Origin of the sequence: Gordonia sp. 852002-50395_SCH5434458 (assembly GCF_001665905.1) — a bacterium.
Lineage (GTDB): Bacteria > Actinomycetota > Actinomycetes > Mycobacteriales > Mycobacteriaceae > Gordonia > Gordonia jacobaea.
Map to the genome: position 1 here is coordinate 83,978 of NZ_LZTC01000098.1, position 18,185 is coordinate 102,162.

General features: G+C 65.4%; 21 protein-coding genes. 12 read left to right on the plus strand and 9 right to left on the minus strand.

All coding sequences use genetic code 11. The annotated features are described in order from the left end of the window. Positions 1-90: 90 nt before the first annotated feature. The gene (locus A5785_RS21265) at positions 91-606 is read left to right on the plus strand and encodes a hypothetical protein (RefSeq protein ID WP_064869065.1); all 516 of its coding nucleotides are present in this window, start codon (positions 91-93) and stop codon (positions 604-606) included. A 6-nt stretch (positions 607-612) separates the two neighbouring features. Here A5785_RS21265 and A5785_RS21270 read toward each other — a convergent pair whose 3' ends face one another. Further along, positions 613-1,365: an esterase/lipase family protein gene (locus tag A5785_RS21270; RefSeq protein WP_064869063.1), complete on the minus strand. Its 753-nt coding sequence runs from the start codon at positions 1,363-1,365 to the stop codon at positions 613-615. A gap of 131 nt (positions 1,366-1,496) precedes the next feature. Here A5785_RS21270 and A5785_RS21275 point away from each other — a divergent pair, with 131 nt between their 5' ends. Both A5785_RS21275 and A5785_RS21280 read left to right on the plus strand, forming a co-directional pair. Next, on the plus strand, positions 1,497-2,627 hold the full coding sequence (locus tag A5785_RS21275) for a DUF4331 family protein (protein WP_064869061.1): 1,131 nt from the start codon (positions 1,497-1,499) through the stop codon (positions 2,625-2,627). 32 nt (positions 2,628-2,659) lie between these two features. Continuing rightward, a complete protein-coding gene (locus A5785_RS21280; protein ID WP_064869059.1) occupies positions 2,660-3,472 on the plus strand; it encodes a tyrosine-protein phosphatase in 813 nt (270 codons plus the stop codon). Here A5785_RS21280 and A5785_RS21285 read toward each other — a convergent pair. Next, positions 3,469-3,957, minus strand: a complete 489-nt coding sequence (locus tag A5785_RS21285; RefSeq protein ID WP_064869057.1) for a PaaI family thioesterase — start codon at positions 3,955-3,957, stop codon at positions 3,469-3,471. The two genes, A5785_RS21280 and A5785_RS21285, sit on opposite strands and share 4 nt — an antisense overlap. 96 nt (positions 3,958-4,053) lie before the next feature. Here A5785_RS21285 and A5785_RS21290 point away from each other — a divergent pair, with 96 nt between their 5' ends. The 8 genes from A5785_RS21290 (at position 4,054) to A5785_RS21325 (ending at position 10,294) form a co-directional block, all read left to right on the plus strand. Next, a complete protein-coding gene (locus A5785_RS21290; protein WP_231894136.1) occupies positions 4,054-4,599 on the plus strand; it encodes a TetR/AcrR family transcriptional regulator in 546 nt (181 codons plus the stop codon). A 142-nt stretch (positions 4,600-4,741) separates the two neighbouring features. Next, positions 4,742-5,419, plus strand: coding sequence for a DUF4166 domain-containing protein (locus tag A5785_RS21295; protein WP_049697614.1), 678 nt, complete (start codon positions 4,742-4,744; stop codon positions 5,417-5,419). A gap of 38 nt (positions 5,420-5,457) precedes the next feature. Further along, positions 5,458-5,898 carry an SRPBCC family protein gene (locus A5785_RS21300; RefSeq protein WP_049697615.1) on the plus strand — a complete coding sequence of 147 codons (441 nt, stop codon included), beginning with the start codon at positions 5,458-5,460 and terminating at the stop codon, positions 5,896-5,898. A 185-nt stretch (positions 5,899-6,083) separates the two neighbouring features. Next, on the plus strand, positions 6,084-6,602 hold the full coding sequence (locus A5785_RS21305; RefSeq protein ID WP_064869051.1) for a DUF6764 family protein: 519 nt from the start codon (positions 6,084-6,086) through the stop codon (positions 6,600-6,602). Between the two features lie 174 nt (positions 6,603-6,776). Then, positions 6,777-7,724 carry a polyphosphate kinase 2 gene (ppk2, locus tag A5785_RS21310; protein WP_049698008.1) on the plus strand — a complete coding sequence of 316 codons (948 nt, stop codon included), beginning with the start codon at positions 6,777-6,779 and terminating at the stop codon, positions 7,722-7,724. Between the two features lie 52 nt (positions 7,725-7,776). Continuing rightward, positions 7,777-8,589, plus strand: coding sequence for a hypothetical protein (locus tag A5785_RS21315; RefSeq protein WP_064869171.1), 813 nt, complete (start codon positions 7,777-7,779; stop codon positions 8,587-8,589). Beyond that, a complete protein-coding gene (locus tag A5785_RS21320; RefSeq protein WP_231894127.1) occupies positions 8,586-9,485 on the plus strand; it encodes an alpha/beta fold hydrolase in 900 nt (299 codons plus the stop codon). Before A5785_RS21315 ends, A5785_RS21320 begins: the two co-directional genes overlap by 4 nt. A gap of 74 nt (positions 9,486-9,559) precedes the next feature. Further along, on the plus strand, positions 9,560-10,294 hold the full coding sequence (locus A5785_RS21325; protein WP_082937878.1) for a rhomboid-like protein: 735 nt from the start codon (positions 9,560-9,562) through the stop codon (positions 10,292-10,294). A gap of 32 nt (positions 10,295-10,326) precedes the next feature. Here A5785_RS21325 and A5785_RS21330 read toward each other — a convergent pair whose 3' ends face one another. Genes A5785_RS21330 through A5785_RS21340 form a run of 3 tightly spaced genes read right to left on the minus strand, consistent with a single transcriptional unit; the run spans position 10,327 to position 12,598 of the window. Beyond that, entirely contained in the window at positions 10,327-11,199 is an 873-nt protein-coding gene (locus tag A5785_RS21330; RefSeq protein ID WP_064869048.1) for an acyl-CoA thioesterase, read from the minus strand. After that, on the minus strand, positions 11,196-11,657 hold the full coding sequence (locus A5785_RS21335; protein WP_064869046.1) for a cupin domain-containing protein: 462 nt from the start codon (positions 11,655-11,657) through the stop codon (positions 11,196-11,198). The genes A5785_RS21330 and A5785_RS21335 overlap by 4 nt, the downstream gene beginning before the upstream one ends. Before the next feature lie 14 nt (positions 11,658-11,671). Continuing rightward, complete coding sequence (locus A5785_RS21340) at positions 11,672-12,598, minus strand: fumarylacetoacetate hydrolase family protein (protein ID WP_231894126.1); 927 nt, start codon at positions 12,596-12,598, stop codon at positions 11,672-11,674. A gap of 115 nt (positions 12,599-12,713) precedes the next feature. Between A5785_RS21340 and A5785_RS21345 the strand changes: the two genes are divergently transcribed. Further along, the gene (locus A5785_RS21345) at positions 12,714-13,112 is read left to right on the plus strand and encodes a RidA family protein (RefSeq protein WP_064869043.1); all 399 of its coding nucleotides are present in this window, start codon (positions 12,714-12,716) and stop codon (positions 13,110-13,112) included. Between the two features lie 17 nt (positions 13,113-13,129). Here the strand turns inward: A5785_RS21345 and A5785_RS21350 are convergent, their stop codons facing one another. The 4 genes from A5785_RS21350 to A5785_RS21365 all read right to left on the minus strand — a co-directional run bounded on the left by A5785_RS21350 (position 13,130) and on the right by A5785_RS21365 (position 18,179). Next, complete coding sequence (locus A5785_RS21350; RefSeq protein WP_064869162.1) at positions 13,130-13,969, minus strand: PaaX family transcriptional regulator; 840 nt, start codon at positions 13,967-13,969, stop codon at positions 13,130-13,132. A 66-nt stretch (positions 13,970-14,035) separates the two neighbouring features. Then, a complete protein-coding gene (locus A5785_RS21355) occupies positions 14,036-15,670 on the minus strand; it encodes a thiamine pyrophosphate-binding protein (protein WP_082937876.1) in 1,635 nt (544 codons plus the stop codon). Positions 15,671-15,765: 95 nt separating this feature from the next. After that, positions 15,766-17,373 carry a phytoene desaturase family protein gene (locus tag A5785_RS21360; protein WP_064869038.1) on the minus strand — a complete coding sequence of 536 codons (1,608 nt, stop codon included), beginning with the start codon at positions 17,371-17,373 and terminating at the stop codon, positions 15,766-15,768. Next, on the minus strand, positions 17,370-18,179 hold the full coding sequence (locus tag A5785_RS21365) for a cyclase family protein (protein ID WP_064869035.1): 810 nt from the start codon (positions 18,177-18,179) through the stop codon (positions 17,370-17,372). Before A5785_RS21365 ends, A5785_RS21360 begins: the two co-directional genes overlap by 4 nt. Positions 18,180-18,185 lie beyond the last annotated feature (6 nt).

Below are 18,185 nucleotides of genomic sequence, written 5' to 3' on the forward strand. Positions count from 1 at the left end.
CTTTGCTGAAGTTTCGTATCTTCGGGTGACACGAGTCGGCGCACGGACTCAATACGGTGGGTGCACAACAACTCTCACCGAAGGGGTTCCATGTCTCTCAACAGGTTTCGACGTTTCGCATTGGTGATCGGGGTTGCCTCGGCGCTGGGTGCGCTGGGCGTACCAGGGGCGGCCGTCGCCGATACCTCGACCGGAAGCAGCGTCGACACGGGGTCGGCCGAGGACCTGCTGAAGGCCGTGCCGCCGGAGGTCATCGAGCAACTCGGGCTCGGGAGCACCGGTGGCGGTTCGCCCAAGGTTCAGCAGTGCAATCAGTCGACGAAGTCGGGTGGGCAGGGCGTGACCGAGACCAAGCACATCATCGGGCGTACCGGTCCGACATCGTTCACCCTCAACTACGACACTCGAATTCAGCCGGACAAGATCGACGTGTTCTACCAGGGCCGGCTCATCCGCAGCACCGGATATGTCGGCGACCGCACCAACAAGGGCAAGGGCAGCATCGTGGTCAACGTGCCGCCGGGTGTCGCCAACTACGTGACGGTCAAGGTCACCGGGCCGGAGAGCGGCACCGTCTGGGATTACACAGTCAATTGCCCGCGCTGAACCAACTCAGCGCTGCGGTCGAAGTGAGTTCTTGGCGGTCAACTGGCCGTCGGGTTGATCGACGAACTGTCCGTCGCAGTGTCCGGCTGCTGCACGCGAAACGGCTTGGAACACTGCGGGATTGACGGCATCGGCCGTGTGCTCGGTGTAGCCGGTCGGTGCGACGAATGCGGGCAACGGCGTGATACGGCACTGGCCGCCGTCGAGGTCGCCGGTCACCCATTCGTAAGCGCTGCGAATGCGGTAGTACCTGGTGGGTCCGGGGGTGTCGTCTCCTGCATTGAGGTCACGCAGGAACGCACTGCCCGGGCACAATTGTCCGTCGGCGCCGGGTTGGTTGCATCCGCCCGGCGAGCCGTATTCCGGTGTGCCGACGGCGATTACGTTGGCCACCTTCGACGCGCCGCCGAGGTTCTTCACGTAGTAGCGCGTCGTCACGCCGCCGACGCTGTGTCCGACGAGCGACACAGGCGTCGACGGTCTGGCCTTCTTCTCTGCGTCGACGGCCCTGCTGATGGCGCGCGAGTCGGAGAGGAGTTGCGTGCCCATGAGGTCGAGGACGCGCACCCGGTAGCCGTCACGGCGCAGCGCGTCGGCCATCAGCGTGTACGGAGCGGCTCCGAACGATTGGCCGGGCACGATGAGGAGTGTTCCGCGCGGCGCAGCGGCATCTGCGGTCGTCGTCGGCGCTGCCAACGCAACCCCGGCGGCAGCGGCGGTGAGGGCGACGATCGCGGCAAGGCGGCGAAGAATTCTCATGCGGGCATTCTAAGCCATGCTTAGCCTTGCCTTACTAACCTGTGCGGTGAACCCGCTCGCAGGGCCGTCGTCGGCGACGGTCGGTAGCGTTGGTCTCCGAAGCCGATTTCGGACCAGCGAGGGGAATTCCCATGTCGCACCACAACTCTGGGCCGCGGGCCCATCAACTTCCCGAAGCCGACATTACCGACATGTACGCGTTCACGGTCCCGGGGGCGCAAGGTCGGCTGGGCCTGGTGCTCAACCTTGTGCCGTGGACGCCCCCGAACGGACGCTTCTCGGATGCTCTGATCTATCGGTTCCGCATCCGCCCGATCACTGCCGACGCGTCCGAGCCCGCGTTCTTCTCGGTGGCCGACGCTGAGGCAGAGGTCACCATCGACTGCACGTTCACCACCCCGGACGTCGCCCAGACCGGCACCTGCACGGTGTCCGTCGGTGGCAACCCCACGGGTACGTCGGTCACGTTCGCGGTCGACGACGAGGCGGGCGGTGCGACCGACGGGCTGCGCGCCTTCGGAGGCCCCCGGTGGGATCCGTTCTTCAGCGACGCAACCGCGCTGGTCAACACCATCTCGACCGGGAAGCTCTCGTTCACCGACCACGGCAGCATCCTCGGTGACGGCAAGAACGTGATGAGCATCGTCGTCGAAGTAGACCTCGGGCCGCTCGTCGGCGACGGCAGCATTGTCGCCGTCGTCGGGGAGAGCGTCATCGGCGGCAAGATCCCGGTCCGGTGGGAGCGATTCGGTCGACCCGAGTTCGAGAACGCGATCCTCGGCATGAAGAACTACGACCCCGTCAATCGCGATCTGGAGATCCGCGACCTGTTCAACGCCGAGGACGCGTTCGCGCTCGGCCCCGACTACCTCGGCGCCTACCACGCGCGACTGAACGCCAACCTCGCCTACTGGGACGGTCTCGACGGCAACGTCGACTGGCCGGTCGACGCCGACGGCAACCACCCGCTCGCCGAGATGCTGCTCGCCGACTTCATGATCGTCGACGCGTGGAAGCCCTTCGGCGACAACACTTTTCTCGAGATCGAACGCGCCGTCCGCGACGGCCGACCGCACGAGACGATGGGCGGACGCTCGCTCAACGACGACTGCATGGACACCCTGTACACCTACCTCGTCAACGCTGCGAAGGGGCCGCGCATCAGCGATCACGTCGACGCCCCGACCCGCCTCGCAAGTGACACGTTCCCGTACCTCGCCCCCGCCAATCCGAATCCGCCGGAGGCGCCCGGGTCTCACTGAATCGCGACAGGTCATCTGGAAGACTCGGTGCCATGCCCTTGAAGCCCGGTGCGCCGAGTCCCGTCTCCAGTCTGCCCAACCTGCGCGACCTCGGCGGCTACCGCGGGCACGGTGGCAGGGTCGTCGTATCCGACCGGCTGTACCGCTCGACGGATTTCCGTTCGATGGCTACGGCCGATCTGCCTACTTTCGAGAGTCTCGGTGTCCGCACGATCTACGACCTGCGTTCGGAGGCCGAGCGGACCGCACTTCCCGATCCGGCGCTTCCCGACGTCGCCGACATCCACCTCGACGTCCTTGCCGATTCGACAACCGCGGTGCCGGCAAATCTGCAGCAGTTCTTCTCCGACCCGGAGACCGTGAAAATGGCCTCGCGCGAACTCGCGGGCGGTAAGGCCGCCGACGCCATCGCTGCCACCTACCGCGGAATGGTCTCGCTACCGAGCGCTGTGCGCTCCTATCGCGGCTACTACCAGGGGCTCCTCGGCGAATACGACGGGCCGTCGCTCTTCCACTGCACCACCGGCAAGGATCGCACCGGCTGGGCCGCGGCGTCGCTGCTGGCGCTTCTCGGCGTCGACAAGGACGACATCTATCACGACTACTTGCTGACCAACGAGCGTCTGATCCCGGCGTTGAAGCCGATCTTCGACGACTTCGCGGCTGCGGGCGGCGACCCGGACGTCCTGCTCCCGGTCCTCGGCGTCGACCCGTCCTACCTCGACGGCGCGTTCGACGAGGTACGGCAGAAGTACTCCGACATCGAGGGTTACTTCGTCGCCGGACTCGGGTTCGACGACGCCGCGCTCACCACGCTGCGCGACACCTATCTCGTCTCGGCCTAGCGAAACACGATGCAGGTGGTGCTGCCGTGCGCGACCAGCCTGCCGTCGGCCGAGAACACCTTGCCCTCGGCGGTGGCGGTGCGCCCGCCGACGTGGATGATCTCGCCGACACCGGTGAGTTCGCCGTCGTCGGTCTGCACAGCTCGGATGTAGTTGACCTTCAGTTCCAGCGTCGTATAGCCCGCGCCCGCGGGGAGTGTGGTGTGGATCGCGCAACCCATCACGGAGTCGAGCAGCGTCGCGCAGATGCCGCCGTGGACGGTGCCGAGCGGATTGGCGAAGTCGGGCTGCGGGGTGACGGCGAAGCTGACCGAACCCTCGTCGACTCGGACGGGGCGCATGCCGAGCAGGCGTCCGATGCTCGGGCGTCCGTCGTCGGGATTGTCGGCCCAGGCGCGAAGCAACTCCAGTCCGGACATGGTTGCGAGCTCGCTTGGTGCTGCTGTATCAGCGGTGGATGGCTCCATGACTATGTATCCTTGCATAGAAGCGATCAACTATGAAGACCTGCATAGTCGAGTTCTGGGAAAGGCGGCGTGACGGTGGCTCACGATGACGGGGAACTCGGCCCGCGAGACCGGATGATCGTGTACGCCGCGGATCTGATCGGACGAGACGGCGTACCGGGAACGTCGATCGGCGACGTTCTCGCGGCCAGCAAGGCGCCACGCGGTTCGATCTATCACCACTTCCCGGGCGGGAAGTCGGAGTTGATGAACGAGGCCGTGCGGTATGCGGGGGAGTTCATCTCGTCGCGAATCGCCGACACCCACGCGGGTTCGGCCGCCGACGCCGTGGTCTCTATCGGAGACGTCTGGCGCAAGATGCTGGTCAGCACCGATTTCCAGCGCGGCTGCCCGGTACTCGCGGGGGGACTCGCGCGGCGGGCCGAGCCGACGACGGCCGACGAGTCAGACGAGATCTTTCGACGCTGGCGCCACCAGATCGCGGCACGTCTCGTCTACGAGGGAGTCGACGACGCGCGCGCAGACTCACTGGCGAATCTGATCATCGCGGGTATCGAGGGGGCCGTCGGACTGTCGATGACCCAGCGCAGCGTCGAACCTCTTGATCTGGTGATCGACGAACTCTCCCGACTGTGCGAATCCGCAGTGGTCGTGGGCTGAAACAGCCCACCGCGTCGACCGTCGCAGGCAATACTGCCCACCTCGGGCCGGAGGTCTCTACACGGTGTTGTGCGCCACATAGTAGGTTCTCCCACAGGCCCGGGCGGATTGTTGCCTCGGGCAAGCTTGGGGGGAGGGAATCGTGACGCCGGTGTATCGGGAGGCGCTGGGTTCCGACTTCGACAAACTGCACCCCAACGTCGCATGGCGGTATTCGATCGACTCGACGTCGGGTGTGGCCCAACTCGGCAGCGGAATCTACGAATCGGTGTACGTGTCGTCGGCGCTGCCGCCACCGCTCGTCTGGTTCTACGCCAAGCGCAACGCGTTCCCGGCGCGGTCGAGCCGAATGGTGCCATTCACCCAGAACCAGTACTGCTACGTCGACGAACTCGGCCGCGAATCGTTGGCCGTGCTGCGCACCTTCTCCTACACCAACGGCGACCGCGCGCTGAACTCGCTTCTGGTCGACGGCAGGTCCGGACTCGTCGACTACTTCGGCGACGGCCCCGACCTGCTGTGGCCCATCGAGCCGTCGGTGACGCGGGCCGGCGAACTGCTTCTCGAGAGCGGGCCGATGCGCTGGCTCGGTCGCGGACCCAAGGTCGGGATGAAGGGCATGTTCGCCACCCAGATGAAGTACATCGAGGGATGGGACGACGAGCATGAGCGCTTCCGCTGCGACGCCACGGTCCGGAATCCGGTCGTCGGCGAGGTCATCCACTTCCGCGGGTGGTTCACCGCCGTCGACGTCGCCTGCGGTCTACGTGATATCCCGGACGAGGCGTGGCCGCTTCGCCTCGTCGACCGCGAGCATTGACGTCATCCTGATCACACGCACAAGGTAGGTTGCTCAGCATGGCCGTCTCAGCAAAGACCGAATTCGATATCGCCGCACCGTTATCGGTGGTGATGGAAGTCCTGATGGACATCGAGTCACTCCCGGAATGGTCCGGCCCCCACAAAGCAGCGCAGATCGTCAGCACCCACGATGACGGCACGCCGGACGAGGTCTCGATGACCGTCAATGCGGCAGGCATCAACGACGATCAGTCGGTGAATTACTCGTGGACCGACACCACCTGCGAGTGGACGCTGATCAAGTCGACGACGCTCTCGGAGCAGCAGGGCAAGTACACGTTGACCGATAACGGTGACAGCACCCACGTCGAATTCGAGTTGCTGGTCGACCTCAAGATCAAACTGCCAGGACTCATCGTGAAGCGGGGGCAGAAGGTCGCCGTCGACACCGCGCGCAAAGGCTTGACCGCCGAGGCGGAGCGTCGCGCAAAGGCTTGAGCCACATAGCTTTTCGTACTTCCTGGCAACGACGCCGGAGTCCCGAGATGGGGGACCCGGCGTCGTTTCCTATCCGTTACCTGAGAACGTGGGTTGCGCGGTATTCCTGATGGCGGTTGCGGGGTACGCTGATCGGGCTGCCCGCGTCTGCGTGACGCCCGATCATCTTCTGGAGGCCAAATAAATTGCGTATCAACACTTTTGCCGTCCGTGTCTTCGCCGTCGTCTGCGGAGGTGCGGGATTAGTTGCCGGGTTCGCGCTCGGTGGCGGTGATGCGCACGCGGGCACAGAATGCAATGCCGCCAACGGCTCTTCGGTACAGCACATCTCGGGCACGAGCGGTTGCGGTGCGCGCGCGGGAGCAGGCAGCTCGGCAAGCGCGACCGACGCGTCGTCGAGCGGCACCGCGGTGGCAGTCGCCGACGGTGGAGGGCATGCCCGCGCACACAATCTGCAGCCGGGATCGACGGCGCTCGCGGGAGCCAACTCGGGCGGTAACGCCTACTCGGTCACCACCGGCCCGGGCGCGATGTCGATCGCTCAGGCGCGTCGCGGGAGCAACTCGGTCGCCGTCGGCGGATGGGGCGGCCAGGCGGTCGCGACGGAGCGGGGCGTCTCGTGCTCCGGCGGGTTCGCGGCGGCAGCCGACTCGGGCAGCGGCAAGGCATGCCTGCGCTCGGGATCGATCAGCCTGCGCAACTGAACGTCTACTTCGACTGAACCCGCGCTACTGAAGTCTTGAGTACCGGGCCGACTGCCGGCGCTCCCAACGGGGGGCGTCGGCAGTCGGCCTTTCGGGACCAACGCCACGTTCTCGCCGAAGCCGAGTTCACCTCATTGCCACGCGGTGTTTGCCGGATACGAATATCTTTGGGTGGTGACCGAGTTACACGATCTCGAAGCCGTCGGCCCCGATTTCAGCAAGTTGAACGGACGTGAGGCCCTCCAGCAGCTCGTCGATCTGAAGGACACCACGCAGTTCACGGTGAACGACGATGACGACGACGACCCGATCCTCCTCACGCTTCCCGAGCGCAATGTGGTGGACACCTGGCGTGAGGACTACCCGTACGACGAGCGCATGAGCCGTCGGGAGTACGAGATCACCAAGCGTCGACTGCAGATCGAACTGTTGAAGATGCAGAAGTGGTCCAAGCAGACCGGCCAACGTCACCTGTGGCTCTTCGAAGGACGCGACGCCGCAGGCAAGGGCGGCACCATCAAACGTTTCAACGAGCACCTCAACCCGCGCGGCGCGCACACCGTCGCGTTGGAGAAGCCGAGCGAGCGCGAATCCACGCAGTGGTATTTCCAGCGTTACGTGCAGCATCTGCCCGCAGGCGGCGAGATCATCTTCTTCGACCGGTCCTGGTACAACAGAGCGGGCGTCGAGCGGGTCATGGGATTCTGCACCGACGAGCAGTACGACGAGTTCATGCGACAGGCCCCCGGATTCGAGAAGATGCTCGTCGACGACGGCATCAGCTTGATCAAGTTCTGGTTCTCGGTCACGCCGCTCGAGCAGCGCACCCGGTTCGCGATCCGACAGATCGACCCCGTCCGGCAGTGGAAGCTCTCGCCTATGGACCTGGCCTCCCTGGACAAGTGGGACGCGTACACCGCGGCCAAGGAGACGATGTTCGAGCGCACCGACACCGACCACGCGCCGTGGACCGTCGTGAAGAGCAACGATAAAAAGCGTGCCCGCATCAACGCGATGCGCTACGTGCTGTCGCTGTTCGACTACGAGGGCAAGGACGAAGAATTCGTGGGCCAGCCCGATCCGCTGATCGTCGGGCGTGCCCGCGACCTGGTCGGGGAGTGACCGCCGCCGAACGCACATCGAGAGGTCAGCATCGACCGGTAGCGTCATAGCCGTGCGAACCTTCCTCAGTGGTCTGGCGACGATCGTCGCGGTCGTAGCCATCGTTCTTGCAGTGCCCGCTGTGTGGATCAGCGAACGAATCGTCAGCGACGACGGCTTCAGCTCACTGATCGAGCCGGTCGGTCACGACCAGGCGGTCAAGGACTACCTCGCAGGCCAGATCACCGACGAGATCGCTTCGCGCACGTCGATTTCGGGAGCCGAGTCCGTCGTGCGGCCGCTCGCAAACGCCTACACCAACAGCTCGCAGTTCCCGGCCGACTTCGCCGACGTCGCGAAGCAGCAGCACCAATGGCTGTTCGACGAGGCGTCGGACCCGAATGCGCCGATGCAACTCGACATCACACCGATGGTCAACCGCGTGCTCGCGAGCGCGCGCGTCGGTGTCACGGTCTCCGGCTCCATCACGATCCCGGTCTCCAGCGGCAACACCGGGCTACACGCGGGCGCATATCACCGGGCGGGCGAGCAGATCACCACGATCGGCAAGGTGTCGGTGATCGTGGGGATCATCGCTGCGGTCATCGCGCTGCTCGTGGCGAGGCGACGTGGAACCGTGATCGCGTGGCTGGGCATCGCGGCGGTCATCGCGGGCGTGGTGTGCTGGGCGGGCGCGAACCTCTACGGGACATATGTGAAAAACGACCTCTCGTCGTCGGAGAACAGCGCCAAACCAGTCGCCGACGTCGTGATCGACACCATCTCGCAAGAACTGCAATGGACAGGCGTGATCTCGATGCTGGTGGGTGCCGGCATCTTCGTGTTCGGCGTCGTGGTGCGTCTGGTCTTCGGCGGAAGGCGTTGACCTTCTCCAATGCGGGTGCCGGCTTCTCCACCCCGCAGCGCGCTCCCGACGTCATCGACGACGTCGTGCTCGCCGACGGCACTCGCACGCCGCTGCGGATCTTCGTCGCAGACTCGGTCGCCCCGACGCCGCTGATCGTTCTCTTTCCCGGACTGGGAACTCCGGCAAGCTACTTCGACCTGTTCGCCACCCGCTGCGCCGCCGCCGGGGTGTCGGTGGCGTGCGCAGACCTGCGCGGGCAGGGGGCAAGCAGGCCGCGCCCGTCACGCGCCAGCGCGTTCGGCCAGCAGGAGATGGTTGTCGACGACGTGCCGTCGGCAATCGCCGTCGCCCGACGACAGGTCCCCGAAGGCCCGCTATTCGTCGCCGGTCACTCGATGGGCGGACACATTGCGTCGCTGTATGCGGCGCGACAGGCGCACCTCGGTGCCTACGACAGTCATCGACTGAGCGGCCTCATTCTCATCGCCTCCGGTGTGCCGTTCCACAGGCTCTACCGCGGCGGCTCGGGTCTGCGGGCCTCGTTGGGGCCGCTCGCGATGTACCGCATTTCGCATGCTGTCGGCTTTTGGCCGGGAACGGTTGTCGAGGGCTACGGCAGGCAGTCCCGCGTGCTCATCCGCGATTGGACGTATCTGAACAGGCACGGCCGATTCAGTCCCCGCGGCGCCGACATCGACTACGAGGCCGCTTTCGGCGAGATCGACATCCCGGTGCTCGCGGTGACGATCGGCGCCGACACCGACGCACCGCCGCAGGTCATGGGCGCCATGACCGCGAAGTTCACCCGCGGCGCCGTCGACCATCGGCACATCGCAGCACCACTCGGGCACAACCGTTGGGCGCGCGATCCGGCCGCGCCTCGCCTGGTCAGCGAGTGGCTGCACGAGCTGTGAGGTTCCTCCGAGGATGACCTCGGTCAGCGTCGATCGCGGGCGCAGCAGCCGTCGGTGCGTCACACTTGAGCACGATGACGCAGGCAACCGGTGACACGACGACGAGCCGGCGACCACGACGTGTGGCCGCCCACCTCGTGTCCTGCCTTCGCAGCGCACCACTGACGTTCCTGTGGCTCGCGGTCTTGTTGGCGACGACCATCGCGCAGCACCTGATGAGCCCGGCCGACCTCGATCGCGTGCTCGGCGCACGCTCGACCAACCTCGAACACCTCACGCACGATCCGATCCACGTCCTATGGACCAGCCTGTTCTGGATCGACGGCGCGTTCTGGCTGCCCTGGGCGGTGGCCTTCTGCATCTTCCATGTGCCGGCCGAGCGGTGGCTTGGCTCGTGGCGCTGGCTCCTCGTCGGAGCATCGGCGCACATCATCGCGACGTTCGTCAGTCAGGGTGTGCTAGGGCTCGCCATCCACGAGGGCGTCCGCAGCGCCGACATGATCCACGTGCAGGATGTCGGCGTCAGCTACTTCTTCGCCGGGGTCGTCGGTGTACTCACCTATCGGATCGCGCGACCCTGGCGATGGATCTACCTCGCGGGAGTGTTCATCTACTACGCCGTTCCGGTGATCACCGACCTCAGTTTCACCAACATCGGCCATCTGAGCGCCGCGCTGATCGGGCTGGCGTGGTATCCGATCACGCGCGGTCGCGGCGAGGCGTGGGACCCCGTCGCCTCGGCCCGTCGGTGGCGTGAGCGTTGGCGTCTACGGCATTCAGACTCAGTCGAACCGGCTGCACCGCAGTAGCTTACGGCGGCAGCGCAGGGGCGTGTCGCCGATCAGTCGCGAGCCGGGAAGGCAACCATGCCCTCCTGGACGACGGTCGCCAGCAGCACGCCGTTCGAATCGAAGATGCGGCCGGTCGCCAGTGCCCGTCCGTTCCCGCTGATCGGTACGTCCTGAACGAGCGCGATCCACTCGTCGGCACGGCCGTCGTTGTGCCACCACATGGCGTGATCGAGACTCGCGGTCACCACGCCGTCGTCGGCCCAGGCAAAGCCGTGGTAGCGCAGTGCGGGTTCGAGGAGGGTGTAGTCGCACAGGTAGGCAAGTGCCTGCCGGTGGACGGCGGTATCGTCCGGCAGTGGTTGAAAAGCTTTGAGCCACACCACCTGTTGGTGTACGCGCGGTCCGGACACGGACGTGTAGACCGCTCCGGGGTGGTGCCGGATGTCGAAATGCCGTTCGTGTGACCAATACTGCGCGTCACGTACCCGGCTTCCGGCCAGTAGTTCGGCAGAGGTGGGCAACGACTCCGGATTCGGTAGGTCCGGCGCCGACAGCTGATGTGATACCGACTCCGAACCGATGTGAAACGACGCCAAGCCGGTGAAGATCTGCTTGCCCTTCTGCGTGCCGGTCACCGCGCGGGCGGAGAAGCCGCGCCCGTCCCGCGTAGCGTCGACGGTCCACGTGGTGGATTCGTTGACGTCGCCCGGCCGGAGGAAATAGCCGTGGAAGGAATGGATAGACCTGTCCTCACCGACGGTCCGTGTCACCGCGGTGACGGCCTGTGCCACCACCTCGCCACCGTACGCACGGCCGGAGGGGATCACCTGGTGTCGCGCCGAAAAGGCGTACTCGCCGGTGTCGGCCCGTTCACCGCCGGTGAGATCGAATGCGTCGAGAAGGCTGAACGTCGAGGTGCTCATGCGCGCGAATACCCTTCTAAGAGAGCATCATCGACGTCGTCGAGGTTGATCACGATGTTGTCGGGCGTGCGTGCGGTCAGCCAGACCAATTCGTCTGTGGTGCTCATGTTTGCCTCGACGTGAGGCATGAACGGGGGCACGAAGACGAAGTCGCCCGCACTCATGTCGATGTAGTCGGAGTAGTTGTCGCCGAAGTAGATTCGAGCGTGTCCGGTCAGCACGTAGCCGCCGGTCTCTGCCTCTCCATGGTGGTGCGGCAGCGAGCGGTAGCCGGGTTCGTTGGAAACCTTGCCGTACCAGATCTTGGTGGCAGGGGTGTGCTGCGGGCTGACCCCGGAGACGCGCACGGCGCCGCCGGATTGTGCTGTCGCCTGGTGCTCTTGGCCGTGCCTGGTGACGACGGGCACGGTGCCGCAGGGGAATTCGGGTGAAGCAGCGAGCTTCTCGGAGGTGGACATGGTAGGTGTGCCTCTCAGTTGGCGGTCGAGTTGAGGACAGTCGAGTTGACGACGATGCGGTTCTCGCACCGTCCCAATCCCTCGATCTCGGTGACCACGACGTCACCGTGGCTCAGCGAGCGTGGCGGCGAGCATGCCGCACCTACGCCTGCGGGTGTGCCGGTCAGAACCACGTCGCCCGGTCGCAGGGTGGTGAAGGTCGAGATGTAGGAGAGGAGGGCCGCCGCATCGAACACGAGATCGGCGACGTCGGACTCCTGCTCGACACCGCCGTTGACCGTGCAGCGGATGTCATGGCCGTCGGCGGGGTCGAAGGCGTCGGCTCCAACCAGTACCGGACCGAGGGGAGTGGTGGCATCAAATGCTTTGCCCGGCAGCCACTGTCCGGTGTGGCGCTGCCACGGTCGGACCGAAATGTCGTTGGCGACCGTGTATCCGGCGATTGCCGTACGCGCGGTCGTGGCGTCGGCGTTGCGGATCGTCGCACCGACGACCACCGCGAGCTCCGCCTCCCAATCGAGTCCCTCGGCAACCGCGGCGTCGAAGACGACGTCGTCACGTGCGCCGGTCAATGTGTCCGCGAACTTTGCGAACAGCGTCGGATGCTCCGGTGTCGGCCTACCCATTTCGGCGATATGGCCCGCGTAGTTGTGACCGCAGCAGAGGATCTTTCCGGGGCTCGTGACCAGCGGCGCGTAGTCGGCCTCGGCGACAGGAATGGACTGGGCGGCAGGTTCTGATAGAGCCTCGCCGGCCAGCTGTGCGCGCCAATCGGGTTCGGCCAGAAGCGCTCCCACATCTGGAGCAGACAGCAGCGTATAGGTGTCACCGGTGCGTACGGCGCAGCGTGTGCTCTCCGAGACACGCAGGGTCGCCAGGATCGTCGGATGTGGTCCGCGCCCGCCGCTTTCCGCATCGCCGTCCGCGCTCGTTCGGGTCACACCGGTCTCCTCGGGTCCTTGTGGAACAGGCAACACATATAGCGTGCAATTGACGCCAGTGACAACTACGATATACGACGTATCGATGTCGCGCACCAATTGAGGAGAAGTAGGCATGACCGTCTCGTTTGTGAATCCCCCTGAGTTGCTGAAGCCCTCCGGCTTCTCGCATGCCACCCGCCACGGCGGTCTGATCTTTCTTGCGGGCCAAACGGCGTTGACCGCGGAGGGGAGGATTGTCGACGGAGGTATCGTCGAGCAGTTTCGCCAGGCGTTCGGCAACGTGCTCGCTGCGTTGGAAGCCGCCGGTGGTGATCCGGCCGGGCTGCTCTCGGTGACCATCTACCTCACCGACATCCCCGACTATCAGGCCCACGGGAAAGAGATTGGACGCATCTGGCGTGAGATGACCGGAGTGAGCGACTATCCCGCGATGGCGGGCATCGGCGTCACCTCGTTGTGGCAGCAGGAAGCGATGATCGAGATCCAGGGGATCGCTGCTGCTGCAAGCTGATTCGGTGCGCCGTTGAGCTAGGAGATGTGCACGATCGACTGCACGTGTTCACGTGCTCTTGGCTGCAGTGATGCGTCGATCTCGCTGAAGAGTTGGGCGGCGTCGACTCCCGGCCATCCTTCGGGAAGCACTTGCAGTGGCAGACCGGGGTCGAGGTAGGGCAGTCGACGCCAGGTGGTCAGCATCGGGACGTATTCGACAAAAGCGCGACGGGTGCCGATCTCGCCCGAGATGTCTTGCGCCAGTGGGGCATAGTGATCGAGAAAGGCGGTGTACTGGTTCGCCAACTCCTCGAGGTTCCACCAGGACGCGACCTTTGCCGCGGCGTCGTCGGTGAGTACGCAGTGATCGAATAGACTTACGTAGGGCTCCATCTCGTTGCGCTGCAACATTTTCCGAACCTCATCGAGGATGACGGCCGGGGCGATCCACACCCCGGGCGCAGCTATCCCGAATCCGAGTCGGGTCAGCGCTGTGCGCAGTGCGTGCCGTTTGTCTCGCTCGGACTCGGGTATCGAGAAAACCGCGATCACCCACCCGTCGTCGAGAGTCGCGCGCCGACGACCGAAAATGCGGTCGTCGCCGTCGTTGATGGTGTCGAGAACTGGCTGCGACAGTGAGTATCCAGCCTGACCATCATGGCGGACGCTGGTCAGAATGTTCTTGCGCTTGAGTCGTGAGATCGACGAACGGACCGACGGTCCGTCGACGCCAAGATCTTCCATCAGCCGGACGACGGAAGCCACCGAGAGCCAATTGTTCTCGGGTCGGGCATACATCGCGAACAGAGTCACGATCAGGTGGCGCGGCGCCGGAGCTGTGAGGTCGGCTCCGTGTGGTGTGGCGACGGTCGTCATATTGACACCATACGACACGCCGGCGGCATGCGGCGCGTCTGTCGATGCGCCGCATTGCCACCGGAGTCAGTGATTGGCGAACGCCTCTTTCAGCCACCACGCGCCACCGTCGGAGGCGATCTTGGCGTCGATGACCAACGGCCCCGTCTGGGTGCCTGACTCGACCGCGGTGATCCACGCGCGGACCGGGTCCAGGTCTGCAATCGAACGTACGGTGACTCCTGTCGCGCCGTATCCTCGCGCGATCGCCGCGATGTCGACGTCGGGAAATGTCACCGTGGACATGTCGGCATCTCCGAAGTGATGGACCTCGGCGCCATACGCGGAATCGTTGTACACGATCACGACGAGCGGAATGTTCAGGCGCACAGCTGTTTCCAGCTCGGCGATGGCCATCAGGAAACCGCCGTCGCCGGTGCCGAGAACGGGGAGCCGATCGGGTTGCGCGGTAGCGGCGCCGATCGCCGTGTACAGCCCCAGTCCGATGGACTGGAAGGCCTGGGTGAAACAGAAACCGAACTCGTCGGGCACCCCCAGATGTGTGGACGGGTACCCCATGAAGTTTCCGGAGTCGATCGAGACGATGCGCTCGGCGGGCAGGATGTCGTCGAGCGCGATGCTCAGCAGTCGGGGATCAACCCGTTCAGGAGTGGAGATGTCGTCGACGGGCACATCCCGCCAGCGCGACGATGCGGCGATGCGCGCCGCGATATCCGGTGTGCGGTAGCCGACAGATGCTGGCGCGCCGGTGATTTCGAGTTCGGTGAGAGCGTCGGCCGCGGTGAGTGCGCAGTCTCCGACCAGGCCGAGTCGGACCGGCCGGTGCGCACCGATGGCGTCGACTTCGACGTCGACCTGCGCGACGACGGTCTCCGGGCCGATCAGCGCACCGTGCCGCATCGTCCAGTTATTGAGTGCGCAACCCCATCCGACGATGAGGTCCGCCTCGGTCAGTAGCTCTGCTGTTGTCGGAGAAGAGAATCCGCCGGAGATGCCCAGTGAGAAGGGATTATCCGTGAACAGGCCGTTGGCCACCGCCGACGTGGCGACGAGTGCACCGGTCTGCTCTGCGAGCGCCGCGATCTGAGCCCCGGCATCTCGCGCGCCGCGTCCGGCGACGAACACGGGACGCTGCGCGGCGTTGATGAGAGATACCAACTCCGCCAGCCCTTCCCGGCTCGGACGTACCCGTTGGGCTGTGATGTCCGCAGTGACCGGGCCGACGACGGTGGCGGGCGTGGCAGCGACGTCGATCGCAACATTGAGGACCACCGTCCGACGCTGTGTGACCGCGGTCCGGACGGCTCGTATCACGTCAGCGACCACGGTTCGCGGGCCGTGCACGCGCATGCTGACGGCTCCTACGCTGGTAACGAGTGCGTCCTGATCGATCCGAAAATTCGAATGCAGATCCGACGCAGGGGCATCCGCGGTGAGCACCAGCATCGGTGTGCGACTCTTCGCGGCCTCGCCGATCCCGGTCATCGCGTTGGTCAGTCCGCACCCCTGGTGCAGCGAGACCACGCCGACGTTGCCGGACATGCGGGTGTAGGCGTCGGCCATGGTCGCCGCACCACCCTCGTGGCGGGCAGCGGTATACCCGACGCCGCCCGCGCGCAGGGCGTTGGTCATGTCGAAATTGCCGCTGCCGACCACACCGAAGACGTGTCCGACGCCGAGGTCGGCGAGGACGCTGCCCACCACCTCGGCGACCGTCGGACCGTAAGTGCGACAGCCAGATTGGGGTTGCTGGCCGGAGTCGTCGGATGGGGTGATGGTGGTCTGGGGTAGTGATGTCACGAGAAGAACCTTGCGATCGGGTTGCGTGAGCGCGGGGCCAGCAACTGTTGGGCGACGAGATGTCCAGACCCGCCGCCGAGCCCAGGGCCTGGATGGGTGGATGCCCCGATATGCCAGAGGTGGTCGATTCCGGTGCGGTGGCGTCCCTGCGAGGTGATCGGTCGCCAGCGAAGATTCTGGTCGAGTTCGGCACTGCCGCAGTAGGGATCACCGTTGACCGCATTGGCATTGTGGCCCGCGAGATCTGTCGGCGAGATGATGTTGCGAGCCACGATGGTCGACGTCAGGTCGGGTGCGAGAGCGGCGATGCGTTCGAGGACGCGGTCGGCGTACGCTTCGGCGACCGCCGATGTCCAGGTGCCGGTGGTCGAGATCTCGCCCGCCGCATCGGCAACCGGTGCAAATGGCAGCTCCTGCAACTGAATCCAGAGGGTGGCAGCCCCGTCCGGGGCGCGCGACGGATCGAGCAGTGACTGCGCTCCGACGACGATCGTCGGTTGGTCCGGCAGCACACCTGCCTGCGCTTGGGCACACGCGATCCCGATCGTCGACGCCCCCTCGGTGACATGAATCAGCGGCACCTCGCGCAACCGTTCGTCTGACCATGCCACCGGCCGATCCAGAGCGAGGTGGATCTGCATGGCCGCTCGCCCGTACCGGTAGCCCCTCGCCTGTTCGAATACCTTTGGCGGCACCATATCTCGGGGCAGTAGCTCGTTGTAGAGCGCCTGCGGCGTGACCCCTGCGACCACAGCATCCCGAGCGAGCCACTCGTCGTCTGCGGTGCGGACTCCCGCCGCGACGCCGTCGCGCATCACGATCTCGGTGACAGGGGTGCTGCGCACCACTGCCACGCCGTGATCGTCGAACAACGCGGTGAAGGCGTCGATGAATTTCTTCGCGCCGCCACGTACCACCGGCAACCCGAATTGGTGCATGGTGCCCGCCATCACGGGAAGCATCACGCCGCCGGTCGCCGAGTCCGGACCCAGGCCGGCGTGCAGCAACCACGGAGACCAGAGTCGGTCGGTTTCCCAACCGTCGAATCGAGAATCCAGATAGCTGCGGCCGCTGGACAATCCGTCGCGTACCAAGGCCTCGGTACCGGCGGCGCGCTGACTGCCGAGGGTGCGCATGGCCAGTCTGGCCATCGACGATGGGTCGAGTTCGGTGCCGAGTGCACCGAAGATGGTGCCTGCTCTGGCTTCGAGATCTCCGAGCATCCCGAGGTAGGCGTCCTTGTCCTCGGGATGCTCGAAAGCAGCCAGCGTGGCGTCGATGTCGCGGTGGGCGACAGCGACGCGGCCGTCGGGCCCTGCGCCTGCGGTCACCGGGCCGTCGGTGTTGTCGTAGACCAGTCCGCGCGCGTGTAGCTCGTCGCCGAGCGCCCCGTAGGCGGCTCCTGATACGAACAGCGGATGCCACGACGAGAAGGTGTCGTGGATGAATCCCGGTGCGGTTCGTTCACCGGACTCGATGAAACCGCCGATCTCCGGGTTGGCCTCGATCAGCGTCACCGAGCGCCCGGCGAGTGCGAGTTCGGCCGTCACGACCAGCCCGTTGATGCCCGAGCCGATCACCACCACATCGCTGATCGAACTCATGCCGACGGCGCTTTCTCGACCAAGGCCAGCACCCGAGCCGGACTTCCGGTGCCGCCGACGATCGGCAGCGGCGCAACGACGATGACCGCACCGGTGGCGGGAAGCCGGCCGAGGTTGCGCAGCGACGTGACGCCGTACTTGTCGTTGCCGAGGAAGTGATAGTGCACGGGGAAGGCGGGTTCGAAACCGCCAGCCATTCCGGCGTCGACACCGACCGTTTCCACGCCGAGTCCGGTGATGGGCCGCTGGGTGGCCAGCCACTCGGCGCATTCGACGGAGACACCCGGTGTGTGCGAACCGGTGTCGTCGACGTTGAGGAACTCGGCTTGCGAGCCGCCGCGTGTCTCCCAGCCGGTGCGCAGCAGCAGCCAGGCGCCCGCGGGCAGGGTCCCGTTCGCAGCCTCCCAATCCTCGACGTCGGCGACGCTGAGTAGGTAGTCGGGGTCGGTGGCCACCTTGTCGGTCAGGTCGATCACCGCGGCGGGTCCGATCAGTCGCTCAACGGGGATCTGCGACACGTCGTGGCCGTCGCGACCGCTGATCCAGTGGATCGGGGCGTCGAGGTGGGTGCCGATGTGCTCACCGGTGTGAATGTTGTTGTGCCGCCAGAAGGGGCCGGGTTCGTTGTAGGCGCTGACCTCCTCCAGACTGAAGTCGATCAGATTCACGAACGGGTCGGGAAGCACCAGGGCGGGCGTCTCGCTGCTCAGCGGAGTTGTGAGGTCGAGTACCGTCACCGAGCCGTCGGTGAGGGTGGCAAGAAATGATGCGAGCGTTGCCGACCCGGTGGTGAGTGACTCGGTCATGGCAGA